The sequence below is a fragment of the Streptomyces sp. NEAU-174 genome (assembly GCF_052665095.1).
Map to the genome: position 1 here is coordinate 542,502 of NZ_JBQTCE010000006.1, position 18,256 is coordinate 560,757.

Sequence of the window (18,256 nt, forward strand, 5' to 3'; positions counted from 1 at the left end):
GGAGTGGGATGGACCAGAGAACCGGGTGGAGATAGGGGCCAACGCGGTCCTCGACTGAGCGTGGCCGCGCGGTGGCCCCACCCACTCGTGGGGCCACCGCGCGGCTCGGGTGAGCGCTCCGCTCGTTCAGGTGTCGAAGCGGCGGCGGGATTCCTCGATATGACCGAGGTACGTATGCGTCCAGCCACACATTCCATCGACCGTCGCACGCAGGGCCCGGCCCGCTTCGGTCAGGGTGTATTCGACCCGTGGCGGCACGGTGGGGTGCACCTTCCGCTCGACCAGGCCGTTGCGCTCCAGCATGCGCAGGTTCTGCGTGAGCATCTTGTGGCTGATGCCCTCGACCTCGTTCCGCAACTCGCTGAAACGCAGGGTGCGTTCACCGAGGAACTCGATGATCAGGAACGCCCACTTGTTGGCGACATCCGCGAAGATCTCCCGCGCCAGCGAGTCCGCGCGCATCAGATCGGCGTCCTCGGGCGAGCCCGTGTACTGCTTGGTCCCCATGAGGTCACTCTCCTATAGTTCCCGAGTCACCACAAGAGAGCACAGACCCGGGGAGCCGACTCGGGTCAGGTGAGCCGGTCGTTCAGGAACGTCAGCAGGACGTCGGCCACCTCGTCCGGCGCCTCCTCGGCGAGGTCGTGTCCGGCCTCGAAGACATGGCCGGTGACATCGTGGGCGAGGAGCCGCATCTGGGCCTCGTTCCGGTCGCCGATGAACGCGTCGCCACCGAGCGCCAGCACCGGGATGTCCAGCTTGGTCCGGGCCGCCTCCCGGTTCTGTTCGGCGTCGACGAGCATCGCCCGATAGATCGCCAGCATCGCCCGGATGCCGCCGGGCATGGAGTAGCAGCGCACATACTCCTCGATCGCGTCCGCGGTGGCGGTGTCCGGGTAGCTGCGCTCGTCCTTCAGCATGTACGTGATGAGCTCGCGCTCATGCCCGGCGATCAGCATCTCCGGTACGTCCGGCTGGAAGTAGAAGCCCAGATGCCACAGGAACATCCCGCCCGAGACGTTCTCGCGGGTCAGGGCGGTGTGGTCCTCGAAGCCGAATCCGGGCAGCAGCGCCTCGGCGAACACCAGGGCCTCGACATGCTCGCGGTGCCGGGCGGCGAGCTGATAGCCGACCACCGCTCCCCAGTCCTCGCCCATCACGGTGTAGGTGTCGTGCCCGAGGTGGGCCATCAGCGCGGCGATGTCGTCGCTCATCGTGGCGCAGTCGAAACCGTCCGCGGGGCGGGCGGAGTCGCCCAGACCACGGAGGTCCGGTACGACGACGGTGTGCCGCGCGGTCAGCTTCGGGACCAGGTGCCGCCAGTGGTACCCGGTCTTGGGCACGCCGTGCAGCAGTACCACCACCGGGCCGGAGCCGGCCGTCCGGTAGTGCAGCTTCGTCCCGTTGACGGCGGCGCGGCCGGTGCGGACAGGTGCTCCACGATGGTCGGAAATCATTGCTTCTCCATGATTGATCTCAAAGTTTCGGGACTGAGTGGTCTCGAATGAACGCAGGCATGGGCCACCGGCGACCACAGGTGTCTTCCGCGCTCGCGCGGCCGCGGATCGCCGCGGTCAGTCGGTGACGGCGGCCGCCGGTGGGGTCAGCATCGCCATGACGGCGTCAATGGACGAGGTGATGCGGTCGCGCTGGTCCGCGCCCGCGCATGACAGCACTTTCAGGCCGCTGTTGAGCGAGGCCAGCATGGTGGCCGCGGACCTCGGATCGACGCCGGGGGCCAGCTCGCCCTCCGCGCGGGCCCGCAGCAGCGCACCGTAGAGCGCGGTCTCGAGGCGACTCCGGTTGCCTTCGAGGCGCCGCGCGATCTCGGGGTCGGAATCGCCGTGCTCCACCGTGGCGTTGACCGCGAAGCAGCCCTGGGGCCGGTCCGGTTCCGGGGCCGCCGCGCTGGTCTCCAGGAGGTCCCGGACCGCGTCCAGCGCCGATGCGCGCGATGCCAGGATGTCGGCCGGGCTCGGCCCCGCGCCGCCGGAGAGGAAGCGGTCGAGCGCGGCCAGGTACAGCCCGCGCTTGGACCCGAAGGTCCCGTACAGACTTGCCCGCGCGATGCCCAGCTCGTCCACCAGGTCGCTGGTGGACGTCCCCTCGTAGCCATTGCGCCAGAACAGCCGCATCGCGGCGTCCAGCGCGGCCTCCGGATCGAATTCCTTCCTCCGTGCCATACCGACACGCTAACCCTTTTGAGATCGATCAGTCAATTACCATCGATCGGTCGACGACCCAGGGGGCGCTGCCCGGAGGGCAGCGCCTCCGTCACCGCCTCGCCCGGCGGGCACTCCTCTGCCGGACCCGCGGGCGCATCGCCTTGCGGGCGTCGATGGCCACGACCTCGAAGTTGTCCACGGTGCGGTTCACCCGTCCGAAGAGGTTGTCCGGACCCGCGATGCAGACCTTGGTGGTGCCGTGCTCCCGCATCGTGTCCACCATGTCCGGCCAGCGGATCGGGCGGTTGAAGGTGTCGAGCAGCATGGTGCGCACACCCTCCGCGCCGGTCAGCAGCTCGCCGTTCTGGTCGGCGACGACCGGCAGCTTCGGGTCGGCCACCTCGAAGCCGCCGAGGACCTCCTCCTCCGCCTTGCGGCGCAGGGCGCCGAACGCCGGGGCGTGCACGGGCGGCCACATCGTGTACATGTTGTAGCCGCCGAGCTCGCCGATCCGCTTCTTGAACCGGTCGAGCACGGGCTCGCGCAGGGACACGAGGTAGAAGCCCTGGTCGATATAGCCGGAGACGTCGTGCCACTCCCCCTCGTCGTCCAGTTCGGCCAGCGCCTCCTGGAGCCGCTCCTCGGGAGTGTGGATCACGCAGTGGGTGACCGCCTCACGGTGCTCCTGCCGGAAGTACTCCTCCTCGCAGCGCGCCAGTTCGGCGGTGAGCCGCACGGTCTCCTCGAACGGCAGGGCCCCCGCGTAGGTCACCGCGGCCCGCTGGCCGAAGCTCGGTCCGGCGCACAGCTCGGGCCGCTCTCCCAGCGTCTCCTCCGCCCAGTCGGCGAGGGAGAGACAGACGGTCAGGAAGGCGATCTGGGTGTGCTCGGCGTACTGCGCCTCCTCGTCGGCGTCCGACTGGCGGTACCGGTCGAACACGGAGTACCCCACCACCTCGTCGGCGATCGCCAGCCGGCGCCGGGCATGGGGGTTGGTCAGCAGGAACTCGCCCACGTCGGTGAAGCGGAAGGGGCCCATTCCGGGGAAGACCATCGCCGTACGGCTGGTCTCCGGATCGGATGGCCGCGCCTCTGCGGCCTGTGGCTCGGTGGTCTGCGGGTCCGTCATGCCTTCGCTCCCGGCGCCAGGTCGAGAGCCAGCTGCTCGAGCTGTCGTTTGTCGGGCTTGCCGTTGCGGTTCAGAGGGAATCGCTCCAGGACGTGAATGCGGTTGGGGTGCTCGAAGTCGGGCAGCAGGGAGGTGATCGGGTCCCGCCAGTGCCGCGGCTCCCGCTGCTGCTCGTCCTCGACGAAGAAGAAGAGCTGGCAGCCGCGCTGTTCGTCGGGTACGGGGACGACCTTGACGAGGCAGCCGCCCGCGGCCAGCTTGTGCTCGATGATCTCGGGGTAGAGCGTGTGGCCGTTGCGGTGCACCGCGGCCTTCCTGCCGAGGACGAAGAGGTTGTCCCCGCCGTCCAGATAGCCGAAGTCGCCGGTGGGGTACCAGTCGGTCTTGGCCGGGTCGACGGGGGCGACCGTGCCGTCCTCCGCCAGATAGCCCTCCATCAGGTCGGGCGAGTGGACCTGGATCTCCCCGACCTCGCCGGAGGTGAGCACGGCGCCCTCGTCGTCGACGATCCGCAGCTTCAGGCCCTCGACGGCCCGCCCGCAGGCCACCACGTTGTCCTCGGTCGCGAAGGCCACGTTCCCGGCCTCGGTGCTGCCGTAGCTGTCCAGCAGGGGCAGTCCGAACCGCTTGACGTAGTCGGCGACCAGACCGGGGTCCAGCGGGGCCGCCCCGCTACAGAACATCCGGACACCGGAGAGCTCGTCCGCCAGGGCGGGCTTGCGGCCGATCATGTTGAGCATGCTGCGGTAGCTGGCCGGGGTGGCGTCGACCACCGTGGCCCCGCAGGTGCCCGCCATGGTCATCGCCCGGTCCAGCCGCCGGTAGGGCGCAATGACCAGCGAGCACTTGACCAGCCAGGCGATGAGCACCATGGACAGCCCGTACTGGTGGGAGAAGGGCAGCAGCGGCAGCAGGACGTCATCGGGGCGGTGGCCCACCTGCTGGGCGTTGCGCTCCAGGTTCTTCAGGAACTTCGCCCCGGTCTTGACGACGCCCTTGGGCTCCCCGGTGGATCCGGAGGACCACATGATCAGGCCGTCGGGCAGCTCGCACCAGGTGTCGAGGGACAGCCGCCGCTCGGCGGGGGTCCGCTCCATGGACGCCACGAGCAGCTCGTAGACGGTGACCCGGGCCGGGCCGCTCTCGGGCATCGGGGTGTCGTCGTCGACCACGCAGATCTTGACCCCGGCCCGGTCGCAGATGCGCTGGGTGGCCTCCGCCCGCTCCTGGTGGTCGACCATGACGATCGACGCGCCGGTGTGCATCAGGGCGAGGAGGGCCCCGACATAGCCGGCGGAGTTGCCCGCCTTCAGCATGACCCGGGTGCCGTCGCTGACTCCGCGCTCGCGGAGCGCTTCGGCGATGGCCAGGGCCCTCTGTTCGAACTCGGGAAGCGAATGCACCGCTTCCGTCGCAAAGACCTTTGCGGTCATCGGGTTTCACTGAGCCTTTCTTCTTCTTGAAGTCTCTTGGGGTGAGAGCCACCCGCGACGCCGGCGCTCCGCGAGACGTGGGCCCGGACCGCGAGTCCCCCCGGAGGTCTCCGGGGGGACTCGCGGGGCGTCAGGAGTCGAGGTCCCCGAGCATCATGTCGATCAGGTCGTCGTCGTCCATCGCGTCGATGGAGTCCGTCTCCTTCTCCTCGGTGTCCTTCTCGGCCTGGTCCTTGCCGCTCGCCAGCTCGGTGAGCGTGTCGAGCAGACCGGCGCGGCGCAGCCGCTCCAGCGGAATCGACGTCAGAAGGGCACGGATCCTGGCCTCTTCCGGATCGACGTCCGGCCCGGCCGGGCTGTCCGTCGCCACCCGGCCGCGCAGATACTCGGCGAGCGCCGCGGGCGTGGGGTTGTCGAAGATCAGCGTGGAGGGGAGGCGGAGTCCGGTGGCCGAGTTCAGCCGGTTACGGAACTCCACGCCCGCCAGTGAGTCGAAGCCGAGGTTCTGGAAGGAGCGGTCCGGCTCGATGGACTGGGCGCCGCTGTGCCCGAGCACCATCGCCGCGCTGCCGCGCACCAGGTCGAGCAGCGCCCGGTCGAGCTCGGCCCCGGACAGACCGGCCAGCTGCACCTTGGCCGATTCGGGAGCGGCCGACTTCCCGTCGGCCGCCGCCTTGCTCCGCACCCGGACCACACCGCGCAGCAGGGTGGGGATGTCGGTCTGGCCGCTGAGCGCGGAGGTCTCCAGCCGCATCGGCACGAGCAGTGCGTCCTCGCTCGTACCGCCGGCGTCCAGCAGCCGCAGACCGCCCGCCATGGACAGGGCCGCCATGCCCTCGCGCGCCATGCGCACCATGTCCGCCTGGCTGAGGGTGCCGGTCATGCCGCCGGCCTGCTCCCACGGACCCCAGGCCAGCGATACCGCCGGGAGGCCGAGGCCGCGCCGGTGCGCGGCGAGCGCGTCCAGGAACGAGTTGGCGGCGGCGTAGTTGCCCTGGCCCGGACTGCCGAACACACCGGCGACCGAGGAGAACATCACGAACTCCGCCAGGTCCATGTCCCGCGTCAGCTCGTGCAGGTTCCACGCCGCGTCGACCTTCGGCTCGAAGACCGCGTCGATCCGCTTCGGCGACAGGGTGTCGATGACACCGTCGTCGAGTACGCCCGCCGCGTGCACGACCGCGGTCAGCGGGTGGTCGGCGGGGATGCCGGACAGCACCCGCTCCAGCGAGGCGCGGTCGGCCACGTCGCAGGCCGCCAGCGTCACCGACGCGCCCGCCTCGGCCAGTTCGGCCTTGAGGTCGGCGGCGCCCTCCGCGTCCGGCCCGCGCCGGGAGACCAGCACCAGGTGGCGCACTCCGCGCTCGGCCACCAGGTGGCGTGCCACCTCGCGGCCCAGGCCGCCGGTGCCACCGGTCACCAGCACCGAACCCTCGGGGTTCAGGGTGTGGGGCATGGTGAACACGTTCTTGCCGATGTGCCGGGCCTGGCTGATGTACCGCACCGCGTCCGGGGCCCGGCGCACGTCCCACGCCGTCACCGGGAGGGGGTTCAGCGCACCGCTGTCGAAGAGCTCGACGAGCTCGACGAGCATCCGCTGGACCCAGTCGTAGTCGGCCACGACCAGGTCGTACGCGGTGTACTTCACCCCGGGGTGGTCCTGCGCGACGACCTCGGGGTCGCGCACATCGATCTTGCCCATCTCCAGGAAGCGCCCGCCCCTGGGCATCAGCCGCAGGGAGGCGTCGACGAACTCGCGGGCGAGCGAGTCCAGCACCATGTCCATGCCGCGGCCCTCGGTGGCCTCCATGAAGCGGCGCTCGAAGTCCAGGTCACGGGAGGAGGAGATGTGCTTCTCGTCGAATCCCATCGCCCGCAGGGTGTCCCACTTGCCGGGGCTGGCCGTGGCGTACACCTCGGCGCCGAGGTGGCGTGCGAGCTGCACGGCCGCCATGCCCACGCCGCCGGTGGCGGTGTGCACCAGGATGGACTCGCCCGCCTGGAGCTTGCCGATTTCCACCAGGCCGATGTAGGCGGTCAGGAAGACCACCGGCACCGACGCGCCCTGCGCGAACGTCCAGCCGCTCGGCATGCGGACGATCTGCCGCCGGTCGGCGACCGCGATGGGCCCGAACGAGGCGTTGATCATGCCCATGACCCGGTCTCCGGGGGCCAGGTCGGTCACGCCCGGGCCGACCTCCAGGACCACACCGGCGCCCTCGCCACCCATGGTGGCGTGGTCGTCGGGGTACATACCGATGGCGATCAGCGCGTCACGGAAGTTCAGACCGGCGGCGCGCACCGCGATCCGCACATACCCGGGGGCCAGCGGCGCCTCCGCGGCCGGGTCGGGCAGCAGCGAGAGGTTGTCCAGGGTGCCGCCGCCGGTGGTGCCGAGCTTCCACGCCGCGGTGCCGGCGGGGGCCTCGAGCACCCGCCCGGCCGCGTTCCTGGCGAGCCGGGGGATCAGCGCCTGGCCCGCGCGCAGCGCCACCTCGCGCTCGCCCGCCGCGATCGCGGCCGTCACCACACCGGCGGCCGCGGTGGCCGATTCGGCATGGCGGTCGATGTCCACCAGCTGGATCCGGCCCGGGTTCTCCGTGGCGGCCGAGCGCAGCAGCCCCCAGACGGCGGCGTTGGACAGTCCGGCGACGCCCTCGCCCGGACCCGTCGCGACCGCGTCGCTGGTGACGACCACCAGCCGGGACCCGTCGAACCGGTCCTCCGCGAGCCAGGACTGCACCAGGGCCAGCGCCCGGTGGGTCGCCTTGCGGGCGGCCTCGGCGAGATTCTCGGCGTCCGGTCCGGTGCCGCACCAGGCCCAGACCACGTCCGGCACCGCGGCGCCCTCGTCGACGGCGGCGACGAGCGCGTCCACCCCGGTGTACTCGGTGTGCCCGACGGCGGAGGCGGTGAGCAGCTCGGCCACCCGCTCCCGGTCGGTGCCGAGCACCGCCGTGGACACGCCGTCCGCGGTGTGGCTGCCACCGCGCGCGGCGCCGAACACGTCCCAGTTGGCCCGGAACAGCGTTCCGTCGCCACCGTTGCCGCGCGGCCCGGAGGCGAACCGCTCGGCCGCCACCTCGCGCACCACCAGCGACTCCACCGAGGCGACGGGAGCGCCCGTGGCGTCGGTCACCAGCAGCGCGACCGTGTCCTTGCCCTGCGGGCGCAGCCGCACCCGCACCCGTCCGGCGCCCACCGCGTGCAGGGTCACCCCGGTGAAGGAGAACGGCAGCGTCACGCGCCCGCTCTCGCCGCCGAAGTCGCCCATCTCCATGGCGTGCAGAGCGGCGTCGAGCAGGGCGGGGTGCAGACCGAACCGTCCGGCCTCCTGGGCGGCCGAGTCCGGCAGCGCCACCTCGGCGTAGACGTCGCCGTCCAGCCGCCAGACCGACTCCAGCCCCTGGAAGACCGGCCCGTAGCCGTAACCGACCTGGGCCAGGCCCTCGTAGAAGCCCTCCATCGGCACCGGCTCGGCGCCCGGGACGGGCCACTGGAGCAGGCTGTCGGTGACCGCGGCGCCGCTGTCGGCCTCGAGGACGCCCTGGGCGTGCCGCACCCACTCCTCCCCCGGCTCGTCGCTGTCGGAGCGCGAGTACACGCCGAGCGGCCGTACGCCGGACTCGTCGGTGGGGCCGACCACGAGCTGGACGCGGACGCCGCCCTGCTCCGGCAGGAGGAGCGGGGTCTCGAGGGTGAGTTCGCCGAGCCGTCCGGCCCCGGTCTCGGTGCCCGCGAGCAGGCCCAGCTCCACGAATCCGGTGCCGGGGAAGAGCACCCCGCCGGCCACGGCGTGGTCGGCGAGCCACGGGTGGGTCTGGAGCGACAGGCGCCCGGTCAGCACCGTACGGTCGCCCTCGGCCAGTTCGGTGAGGCCGCCGAGCAGCGGGTGGTCCACCCTGCCGAGGCCGACGCTCCGGGCGTCGCCGGTCACGGCGGCGCCCGACTCGAGCCAGTACCGCTTGCGCTGGAAGGCATAGGTGGGCAGGGCGACCCGGCGGGCGCCGCGACCTGCGTACACCGCGTCCCAGTCCACGCCGACGCCGTTCGCGTACAGGGTGGCGACCGCCTCCGCCAGCGTCTGGGCCTCGGCGCGCCCGGCACGGGCCAGCGGCACGAAGGCCGCGTCGGCGCCGACGGCGTCCAGGCAGTCCTGGCCCATCGCGGTCAGCACGGCGTCGGGACCGAGCTCCACGCAGGTCGTCACGCCCTGGTCGGCGAGCTGCCGCATGCCGTCGTCGAAACGGACCGCCTCGCGCACGTGGCGGACCCAGTACTCGGAGGTGGCCAGTTCGGCGCCCGCGACCTCGCCGCTGACGTTGGAGATGACCGGGATCGCCGGGGCCGAGTACTCCAGGCAGGCGGCGATCTGGCCGAACTCCTCCAGCATGGCGTCCATCCGGGGGGAGTGGAACGCGTGGCTCACCCGCAGCCGCTTGGTCTTGCGGCCCTGGGCCTCCCAGTGGCCGGCGAGTTCGAGCACCGCGTCCTCGTCGCCGGAGAGCACCACCGAGGTGGGGCCGTTGAGCGCCGCCAGCGACACCTTGTCCTCGCGGCCCTCCAGGCTCTCGGCCACCTCCTGCTCCGACGCCTGGACGGCCACCATGGCGCCGCCCTCGGGCAGTTCCTGCATCAGCCGTCCGCGGGCCGCCACCAGGGCGCAGGCGTCCTCCAGGGACAGCACCCCGGCGACATGGGCCGCGGCGATCTCGCCCACCGAGTGCCCCATCAGGAAGTCGGGGCGCACGCCCCAGGACTCCAGCAGGCGGAACAGGGCCACCTCGAAGGCGAACAGCCCGGCCTGGGTGAACATCGTCTGGTTGAGCTCGTCACCGGTGACGGCCGCGTTGTCGTCCTCGGGGCCGAAGACCACGTCGAGCACGGAGGTGCCGAGGCGCACCTCGAGGTAGTCGCACGCCTCGTCGAAGACGTCGGCGAAGACCGGGTAGGTCTCGTAGAGCTCGCGGCCCATGCCGAGCCGCTGGGCGCCCTGGCCGGTGAAGAGGAACGCCACCCGCTGCGCCATGGAACGGCCCAGCACCAGGCCCGGCGAATCGGTGTCCTCGGCGAGCGCCGCGAGGCCGCGCAGCAGCCCCTCACGGTCGGAGGCCACCACCACACCGCGGTGCTCGAGCGCGGCACGCGTCATGGCGGACGACCATCCGACGTCGACCGGGCGCGCGTCGGGGTTGCGCACCACGTGCTCGCGCAGCCGTGCGGCCTGCGCCCGCAGCGCCTCCTCGCTCCTGGCGGACACCAGCCACGACACGGGCTGGGAGGCCGTGCCGGCGTCAGTGTCGGTGTCGTCGTCCGTGGCGGGGGCGGGCTCCAGCGGCGGGGCCTGCTCGATGATGGCGTGCGCGTTGGTGCCGCTCATGCCGAACGAGGAGACACCGGCACGGCGCGGCCGCCCGGTCTCCGGCCAGGGGCGCTGCTCGGCGAGGAGCGCCACGCCGCCCGAGGACCAGTCCACGTGCGGGGTCGGCACCTCCACGTGCAGCGTCTTGGGCAGGACGCCGTGGCGCATGGCCATCACCATCTTGATGACGGCACCCGCACCGGCCGCCGCCTGGGTGTGGCCGATGTTCGACTTGAGGGAGCCCAGCCACACCGGGTCCCCCTCGGGGCGGCTCTCGCCGTAGGTGGCGATCAGCGCCTGCGCCTCGATGGGGTCGCCGAGCGAGGTTCCGGTGCCGTGCGCCTCGATCACGTCGATCTGGTCCGGGGTCAGCTCGGCGTTGGCCAGCGCCTGCCGGATGACACGCTGCTGGGAACGGCCGTTGGGGGCCGTCAGACCGTTGCTGGCGCCGTCCTGGTTGACGGCGGAGCCACGCACGATCGCCAGCACCTCGTGGCCGTTGCGCCGGGCGTCCGAGAGCCGCTCCACCAGGAGGACACCGACGCCCTCGGCCCAGGACGTGCCGTCCGCCTCGGCGCCGAACGCCTTGCAGCGCCCGTTGGAGGAGAGTCCGCGCTGGCGGCTGAAGAGGATGAAGTCACCCGGGGTCGGCATGGTGGCGACACCGGTGGCAAGCGCCAGGTCGCACTCCCCCTGGCGCAGCGAGTGGGCCGCCTGGTGCAGGGAGACCAGCGACGAGGAGCACGCGGTGTCCACGGTCCACGCCGGGCCCTCGAAGCCGAAGGTGTAGGCGATGCGCCCGGAGGCGACGCTGCCCGCGATACCGGTCAGCGCGTAGCCCTCGAGGCCGCTCTTGGTGCTCTGGAGGTGGGGGCCGTAGTCGTGGTGCTCGGCACCGGTGAAGACGGCGGTCCTGCTCCCCCGCAGCTTGGTCACATCGATACCGGCCCGCTCGAAGACCTCCCAGCTGGTCTCGAGCAGCAGCCGCTGCTGCGGGTCCATGGCGAGCGCCTCGCGCGGCGATATGCCGAAGAACTCCGCGTCGAACTCGGGGGCGTCGTGGATGAATCCGCCCTCGGTCGCGTAGCTGGTGCCGGGCTGGTCCGGGTCCGGGCTGTAGAGCGCCTCCAGGTCCCAGCCACGGTCGGTGGGGAACGGGGTGATGGCGTCCACGCCCTCGGAGACGACCTTCCACAGGTCCTCGGGGCTGTTGACGCCGCCGGGGAAGCGGCAGCTCATCCCGACGATCGCGATGGGGTCGTCGGAGCCCACGACGGCACGCGCGGGGGCGGTGTCGTCCGTGGCCACGGGGAAGATCTGCCGGTGGAGGTGGTCCACCAACTCGCTGGGGGTCGGGTAGTCGTAGGCGAGCGACACCTCGAGCGTGAGCCCGGTGGCCGCCACCAGTCCGCGGTGCAGATTGACCGCCGCGAGCGAGTCGAGACCCAGGTCGAGGAAGGAGCTCTCGGCGTCGAGGGTGCGCGGTGACTCGGACCGCAGCGCCGCGGCGACGTGTGCGCGTACCAGGTCGAACAGGACCCTGCGCTGTTCGAGGTCCGGCAGTTCCCTGAAATCCGGACCGAGTGACGGCAGTGCGGGGCTGTCGTCACGATCCGGCCCAGCCTGCACGTTGGACTCTCCCGAGTCGCTGGACCCGTTCAACATGGTGCTCACCTAACTCCTGCCTTGTGGAAGACCCTGCGTCAAAGCTGTGTGTGCCGCGCCGACCTCGGCTTCGGCGTGGGGCGCCCGCCCGCGGGCCATCGATGCGGGCGGGCGCGTGGTGCGCTAGAGGTTGGCCACCCAGTCCTCGATGGCCTGTGCGGTGGTGCCCGCCTGCTTCTCCATCATCGTGAAGTGGGTTCCGGGGACGTCGATCGTGGACTCGGCCGGCCAGTCGGCCTGCCAGCTCGACGCGTCCGCGGCCACTTCACCCATCGGTTCCGCCGCCCGGACGAGAAGGCTGGGAACCGCGCTCTCCGGCGGCTTCCACCCCTCGAACAGATGCAGATACCAGCCCATGGCGGACATCCGGACACCCTCCATGGAGACGAGGGCCTCCCGCTCGTACATCTCGTCCAGCATCGCGTCCTCGAACTGGCCGATGCTCGCGCTGTACGGCAGGTAGGTGTCCAGCAGGACGACTCCCGCGGGCGGTGTGCCCTCGCTCTCCAGCGCGGCGGCCACCGAGTGGGCGATCATTCCTCCGGCCGACGAGCCGAGCAGGACGACCGGGGCGCCGTCGGCGTACTCGGCGACGATCCGCGCCTGGAAGCGGAACAGCGCCTCCGGGGTGGCCGGAAGGCTCTCGCCCTGGACGAACCCCACGGCGGGAAGGGCCGCGACGTCCCGGCCGCCCCGGAAGGGGGCGGCGAGCTGCGCGTACTGGTGGACGCCGCCCAGCGCCATGTACGAGGAGAAGCACATCAGCTTGAGGGGTTCGGCGCCCCGGGAGAGCCGCACCGGCCTGATGTTCCCCTCGAAGTCGGCCGGGTCCTCGAAGGTCGGACGCAGCCGTGCGGCGTTCACCAGCAGATCCATGCCGACCTTGGTCTTGCCCTGCGCCGCCGCCTCCCGGAACAGGGAGCCGAGGGTGTCGGGCGCGTCCGCCTGCGCCGCCGGAGCCGCGTCGGCGGGCGCCGGAGCGGCGGTCCGAGTGGCGGCCGGAGCGGCCGGGGCCGACGGCTCCTGGGCCGGACGGCCCGCGGGAGCGGACGCGATCTCGGCCGCGATCCGGGGCCGCAGATGGGCCACCAGCTCGGTGGGGCTCGGGAAGTCGAAGACCACCGTGGTGTTCAGCCGGAGGCCGGTGACCGCGGCGAGCTGGTTGCGGAACTCCACCGCCGTCAGGGAGTTGAAGCCCATCTCCATGAACTCGTGGCTGGTGTCCACGTCATTGGGCGATCCGAACCCGAGCACCGCGGCGGCGAGGGTACGCACCAGTTCGAGCAGCGCCTCCTCGGTCTCGGCCTGCGACAGCCCGGCCAGCTGCTGCCGCAGCTGGGTGGACTGGTCGCCCGCCTCGGACTTCGCCGCGCCGGCCGCACGCCGGACGGGGGAATCCGGGACGACGGCACGGAACACCGCGGGCAGTGCGGCGCCCTGGGCGCGCAGCGCGCCCAGGTCCAGCCGGGTGGGGATCACCACGGCCTGGCCGGAGGTGACGCCCGCGTCGAAGAGCTCCAGCCCCTCCTCGGAGGAGAGCGGCACCAGACCGGAGCGCGACACCCGGCGCAGGTCGCCCTGTTCCAGGTGCCGGGTCATGCCACTGGCCTGCGCCCACAGGCCCCACGCCAGCGAGACACCCGGCAGCCCCTGGGCACGGCGCGATGAGGCGAGGGCGTCCAGGAACACGTTCGCCGCCGCGTAGTTGCTCTGCCCGGCGGCGCCGAGCACACCGGCGGCCGACGAGAACAGGACGAACGCCGACAGGTCCATCCCCGCCGTCAGCTCGTGCAGGTTCCACGCCGCGTCCACCTTCGCGCGCAGCACCGCGCTCACCCGCTCGGGCGTCAACGAGGCGAACAGCCCGTCGTCGAGCACCCCGGCGGCGTGCACCACGGCGCTCGGCGCGAAGTCGTCCGGCAGCCCGGACAGCACGGTGGCGAGCGCCTCGCGGTCGGCGGCGTCACACGCCTCGATCAGCACCTCGGCGCCTGCGGCCACCAGTTCGGCGCGCGTCTCGGCGGCGCCGTCCGCCTCCGCGCCACGGCGGGAGAGCAGCACCAGCTTCCTTACGCCGTGCCGGGTGACCAGATGCCGGGCCACCAGGCCGCCCAGCACCCCCGTGCCGCCGGTGAGCAGCACCGCGCCGGAGCCGAACACCTCCGACTCCGAGGCGTCGCCCGAGGGCAGCGCCCGGCCGAGGCGTGGCACGCGGACCTCACCGGAGCGCACCACCACCTGCTCCTCGCCGGAGGCCACCACCTCGGCGAGCAGCGCCGCCGACCGCTCGACATCGTCGATGTCGGCCAGCACCACCCGGCCCGGGTTCTCCGACTGCGCCGAGCGCACCAGTCCCCACACGGCCGCGCCCGCCAGGTCCGTCACACCGTCACCGGTGTCCACGGCGCCCTTGGTCACGAGCACCAGCCGGGTGCCCGCGAACCGCTCGTCCGCCACCCACGACTGGACGGCCTCCAGCGCCTCGGCGACCCGCGTGTGCACCTCGTCCACCACGTCCGGCCCGTCCGAGACGACCGGGAGCACCACCATGCCGGGCATGAGCGTGCCCGCCGCCACGGCGTCGCCGAGCGCCACCGGGTCCGTGTACACGTCGGCGGTGCCGCCCGACGCCTCCAGGGCGGCGCCCACACCGAGGCGGTCGTCGCCCAGCACCGCCGACCAGCCCGCGGCCACGCCCTGGGCGGGCTTGGCCGCGTCCGCCGTCCACTCCATGCGGAACAGCGCGTCACCGGCGATCCGGCCCGCGTTGCGGAGCGCGTCGGCCTGCATGGGGCGCAGGACGAGGGAGTCGACGGACGCCACCGGGCGGCCCGAGGTGTCGGCGATCGCCAGCGACACCGCCTGCCGCCCGTCCGGGATCACCCGTACGCGCAGCGCGCCCGCGCCGACGGCGTCCAGGGAGAAGCCCCGCCAGGAGAACGGCAGCAGCGTGCCCGCGCTCGGCGCGTCCTCGCCCCCGCGTGCCGCGTTGCCCACGCCGATGGCGTGGAGGGCCGCGTCGAACAGGGCCGGGTGCAGACCGAAGTACTTCGCGGTGCCGAGCTGGTCCTCGGACAGCTCCACATCGGCGAACACCGCGTCGCCGCGCCGCCAGGCGCGCCGCAGCCCCTGGAAGGCGGGGCCGTAGCGCAGCCCGTGCTCGGCGGCGTGCTCGTAACCGCCGGAGACGTCGACCGGCTTGGCGCCGCCCGGCGGCCACTTGGCGAAGTCGAACGAGGCCGCGGGGCCGGGCGGGGTGAGCACACCGTGGGCGTGCCGCACCCACGGCTGTCCGAGGTCGGCCCGGTCGTCGGCCGACTCGTTCCGCGAGTAGACGCTCACCTCACGGTGGCCGAGGGCGTCGACCTCGCCCACCTCGACCTGGATCTGCACGCCGCCGCGCTCGGGCACCACCAGGGGCGCCTCGAGGACCAGCTCCTCGACCCGGCCGCAGCCCACCTGGTCGCCCGCCTGGACGGCCATCTCCACGAAGGCCGTCCCGGGCACCAGCGCCACTCCGTGCACCGCGTGGTCGGCGAGCCAGGCGTGGGTGGCGAGCGACAGCCGCCCGCTCAGCAGCACTCCGCCGCCGCCTGCCAGCGAGACCACGGCGCCCAGCAGGGGGTGCCACACCGGTCCGAGGCCCACCGAGCCGACGTCGCCGATGGCCGCGCTGGAGTCGAGCCAGAAGCGCTGGCGCTGGAAGGCGTAGGTGGGAAGGTCGACCCGACGCGCGCCGCGCCCGGAGAAGACCCGCTCCCAGTCGACCGTGACGCCGTGGATGTGGAGTTCGGTGACGGCGGCCGTCAGCGCCTGGGTCTCCGGGCGGTCCTTGCGCAGCACCGGCACCGTCACGGGGCCGCCCGTGGCGCGCTCGGACCGCTCGGTCAGACAGTCCTGGGCCATGGCCGACAGCACGGCGTCCGGGCCGACCTCCAGGAAGGTGTTCACATCCTGCGCCTCGAGGCTGCGCACCCCGTCCGCGAAGCGCACGGCCGCGCGCACATGCCGCACCCAGTAGTCGTGGGTGCGGACCTCGGCCTCCGTGGCCAGGGCCCCGGTGACGTTGGAGACGAAGGGGATGGTCGGCGCGGCGAACGAGAGCCCTTCGACGACCTTGCGGAAGTCGGCCAGCATCGCGTCCATACGGGGCGAGTGGAACGCGTGGCTGACGCGCAGGCGGCGGGTCTTGCGGCCCTGTTCCGCCCACTGCCCGGCGATCTCCAGCGCCGCGGCCTCGTCGCCCGCGATGACCACGGAGGTGGGGCCGTTGACGGCGGCGATGCTCACCTCGGCCTCACGCCCGGCCAGCGAGCCCGCGATCTCCTCCTCCGACGCCTGGACCGCGACCATCGCGCCGCCCTCGGGCAGCGCCTGCATCAGACGGCCACGGGCCGCGATCAGTGTGCAGGCGTCCTCCAGCGAGAACACCCCGGCCACATGCGCGGCGGCGATCTCGCCCACCGAGTGGCCGATCAGTACGTCCGGGGTGACGCCCCAGTGCTCCAGCAGCCGGAACAGCGCCACCTCGACGGCGAACAGCGCGGGCTGGGTGAACGCCGTGCGGTCGAGCAGCTCGGCGTCCGCATCGCCCTCCGCCGCGAACATCACGTCCTTCAGCGGACGGTCCAGCAGCGTGTCCAGCTGCGTACACACCTCGTCCAGCGCCCGGGCGAACACCGGGAAGGCGTCGTACAACTCCCGTCCCATGCCCGCGCGCTGCGCGCCCTGGCCGGTGAAGAGGAAGGCGGTCCTGCGCCCCTTCGCCGCCTGTCCCCTGACCACGCCCGGCGCGATCTCGCCCTGGGCCAGGGCCCGAAGGCCGCGCAGCAGGCTCTCGCGGTCCTCGCCGATCACCGCCGCGCGGTGCTCGAACGCCGACCGGGACACCGCCAGGGAGTAGCCGACGTCCGCCGCCGACGCCACCGCGGGATCCCCGTCCAGCTCGGCGCCGTGCTCCGTCAGACGGGCGTGCAGCCGCTCGGCCTGGGCCCGCAGCGCGGCCTCGCCCTTGCCGGAGACCAGCCACGGCACGACGGCGGAGGCGACGGGTGCGGGCGCCTCGGCGCCGGGCTCGGCCTGCTCCGGCTCCTCGGCCTCGGGGGCCTGCTCGATGATGGTGTGCGCGTTGGTGCCGCTGATGGCGAAGGAGGAGATCCCCACCCGGCGCGGACGGCCGGTCTCCGGCCAGGGCCGGGCCTCGGTCAGCAGCTCCACGGCCCCCGCCGACCAGTCGACGTGCGGGGTGGGCTCGTCCACGTGCAGCGTCTTGGGCAGGACGCCGTGCCGCATGGCCATCACCATCTTGATGATGCCCGCGACACCCGCCGCCGCCTGCGCGTGGCCGATGTTGGACTTGATGGATCCGAGCCACAGCGGCCGGCCCTCCGGCCGGTCCTGGCCGTAGGAGGCGATCAGCGCCTGGGCCTCGATCGGGTCGCCCAGGGAGGTGCCCGTGCCGTGCGCCTCGACCACGTCGATCTCGTCGGGGGTGAGCCCGGCGTTGTCGAGCGCCTGGCGGATGACCCGGCGCTGCGAGGGGCCGTTGGGGGCCGTCAGGCCGTTGCTCGCGCCGTCCTGGTTCACCGCGGAGCCGCGCACCACCGCCAGCACGGGGTGGCCGTGGCGGCGGGCGTCGGACAGCCGCTCCACGAGCAGCACACCGACGCCCTCGGACCAGTTGGTGCCGTCAGCGGCCGCCGCGAAGGGCTTGCAGCGGCCGTCGGACGCGAGCCCTCGCTGGCGGCTGAACTCGGTGAACGTCCCGGGGACTGCCATCACGGTGATGCCGCCGGCCAGGGCGAAGTCGCATTCGCCCTGGCGCAGCGCCTGCGCGGCCAGGTGCAGCGTCACCAGGGACGACGAACACGCCGTGTCCACCGTCACCGCGGGGCCCTCGAGGCCGAGGACGTAGGAGATCCGGCCGGAGGTGACGGCGGGGGTCTGCCCCGTCATCAGATGGCCTTCGACCTCCTCGGCCTCCAGGGGGCCGGCCGAACCGTAGCCCTGGTAGGCGGCGCCCATGAACACACCGCCGGTGGTGCCCTTGACGGACAGCGGGTCGATGCCGGCCCGCTCCAGGACCTCCCAGGACGCCTCCAGCAGCAGCCGCTGCTGGGGGTCCATCGCCAGCGCCTCGCGCGGGGAGATCCCGAAGAACACCGGGTCGAACAGGGCGGCGTCGTGCAGGAACCCGCCCTCGTTCACATAGCTCGTGCCCTGGCTCTCGGGGTCCGGGTTGTACACCTCCTCGTGCCAGCCGCGGTCCTTCGGGAACGGTGAGAGCCCGTCGGCGCCGTCGGCGACCATGCGCCACAGCTCCTCCGGGGAGCTGACCCCGCCGGGGAAGCGGCAGCTCATCGCGGTGATCGCGATCGGCTCCCGGTTCTTCGCCTCCACTTCCTTCAGGCGCAGACGGGTGCGGTGCAGATCGGTCGTGACCTTGTTCAGATAGTCGCGGAGCTTTGTCTCACTCACCGTTCTCCGTCACTTTCTTTCCAGT

Annotated in this window: 6 protein-coding genes and 1 pseudogene; all 7 read right to left on the reverse strand. The window is 72.5% G+C overall.

What is annotated here, in order from left to right; genetic code table 11:
* Window positions 1-126: 126 nt before the first annotated feature.
* Window positions 127-507, reverse strand: coding sequence for a winged helix-turn-helix transcriptional regulator (locus tag ACT2CW_RS20685; RefSeq protein ID WP_037957071.1), 381 nt, complete (start codon window positions 505-507; stop codon window positions 127-129).
* A gap of 65 nt (window positions 508-572) precedes the next feature.
* Entirely contained in the window at window positions 573-1,457 is an 885-nt protein-coding gene (locus tag ACT2CW_RS20690; protein WP_445517727.1) for an alpha/beta fold hydrolase, read from the reverse strand.
* Window positions 1,458-1,574: 117 nt separating this feature from the next.
* Entirely contained in the window at window positions 1,575-2,183 is a 609-nt protein-coding gene (locus tag ACT2CW_RS20695; RefSeq protein ID WP_182473457.1) for a TetR/AcrR family transcriptional regulator, read from the reverse strand.
* Between the two features lie 91 nt (window positions 2,184-2,274).
* A complete protein-coding gene (locus tag ACT2CW_RS20700) occupies window positions 2,275-3,294 on the reverse strand; it encodes an ACP S-malonyltransferase (RefSeq protein WP_445517728.1) in 1,020 nt (339 codons plus the stop codon).
* On the reverse strand, window positions 3,291-4,727 hold the full coding sequence (locus ACT2CW_RS20705; RefSeq protein WP_138910516.1) for a class I adenylate-forming enzyme family protein: 1,437 nt from the start codon (window positions 4,725-4,727) through the stop codon (window positions 3,291-3,293). Before ACT2CW_RS20705 ends, ACT2CW_RS20700 begins: the two co-directional genes overlap by 4 nt.
* Window positions 4,728-4,857: 130 nt before the next feature.
* On the reverse strand, window positions 4,858-11,763 hold the full coding sequence (locus ACT2CW_RS20710; protein WP_445517729.1) for an SDR family NAD(P)-dependent oxidoreductase: 6,906 nt from the start codon (window positions 11,761-11,763) through the stop codon (window positions 4,858-4,860).
* Window positions 11,764-11,877: 114 nt separating this feature from the next.
* A pseudogene (locus ACT2CW_RS20715) lies at window positions 11,878-18,216 on the reverse strand (type I polyketide synthase); the annotation flags it as partial.
* Window positions 18,217-18,256 lie beyond the last annotated feature (40 nt).

Excerpts from the sequence above, each read along its gene's own strand:
- ACT2CW_RS20705 (WP_138910516.1), bottom strand. The coding sequence starts at position 4,727 with ATGACCGCAAAGGTCTTTGCGACGGAAGCGGTGCATTCGCTTCCCGAG.
- ACT2CW_RS20695 (WP_182473457.1), bottom strand. The coding sequence starts at position 2,183 with ATGGCACGGAGGAAGGAATTCGATCCGGAGGCCGCGCTGGACGCCGCG.
- ACT2CW_RS20700 (WP_445517728.1), bottom strand. The coding sequence starts at position 3,294 with ATGACGGACCCGCAGACCACCGAGCCACAGGCCGCAGAGGCGCGGCCA.
- ACT2CW_RS20685 (WP_037957071.1), bottom strand. The coding sequence starts at position 507 with ATGGGGACCAAGCAGTACACGGGCTCGCCCGAGGACGCCGATCTGATG.
- ACT2CW_RS20690 (WP_445517727.1), bottom strand. The coding sequence starts at position 1,457 with ATGATTTCCGACCATCGTGGAGCACCTGTCCGCACCGGCCGCGCCGCC.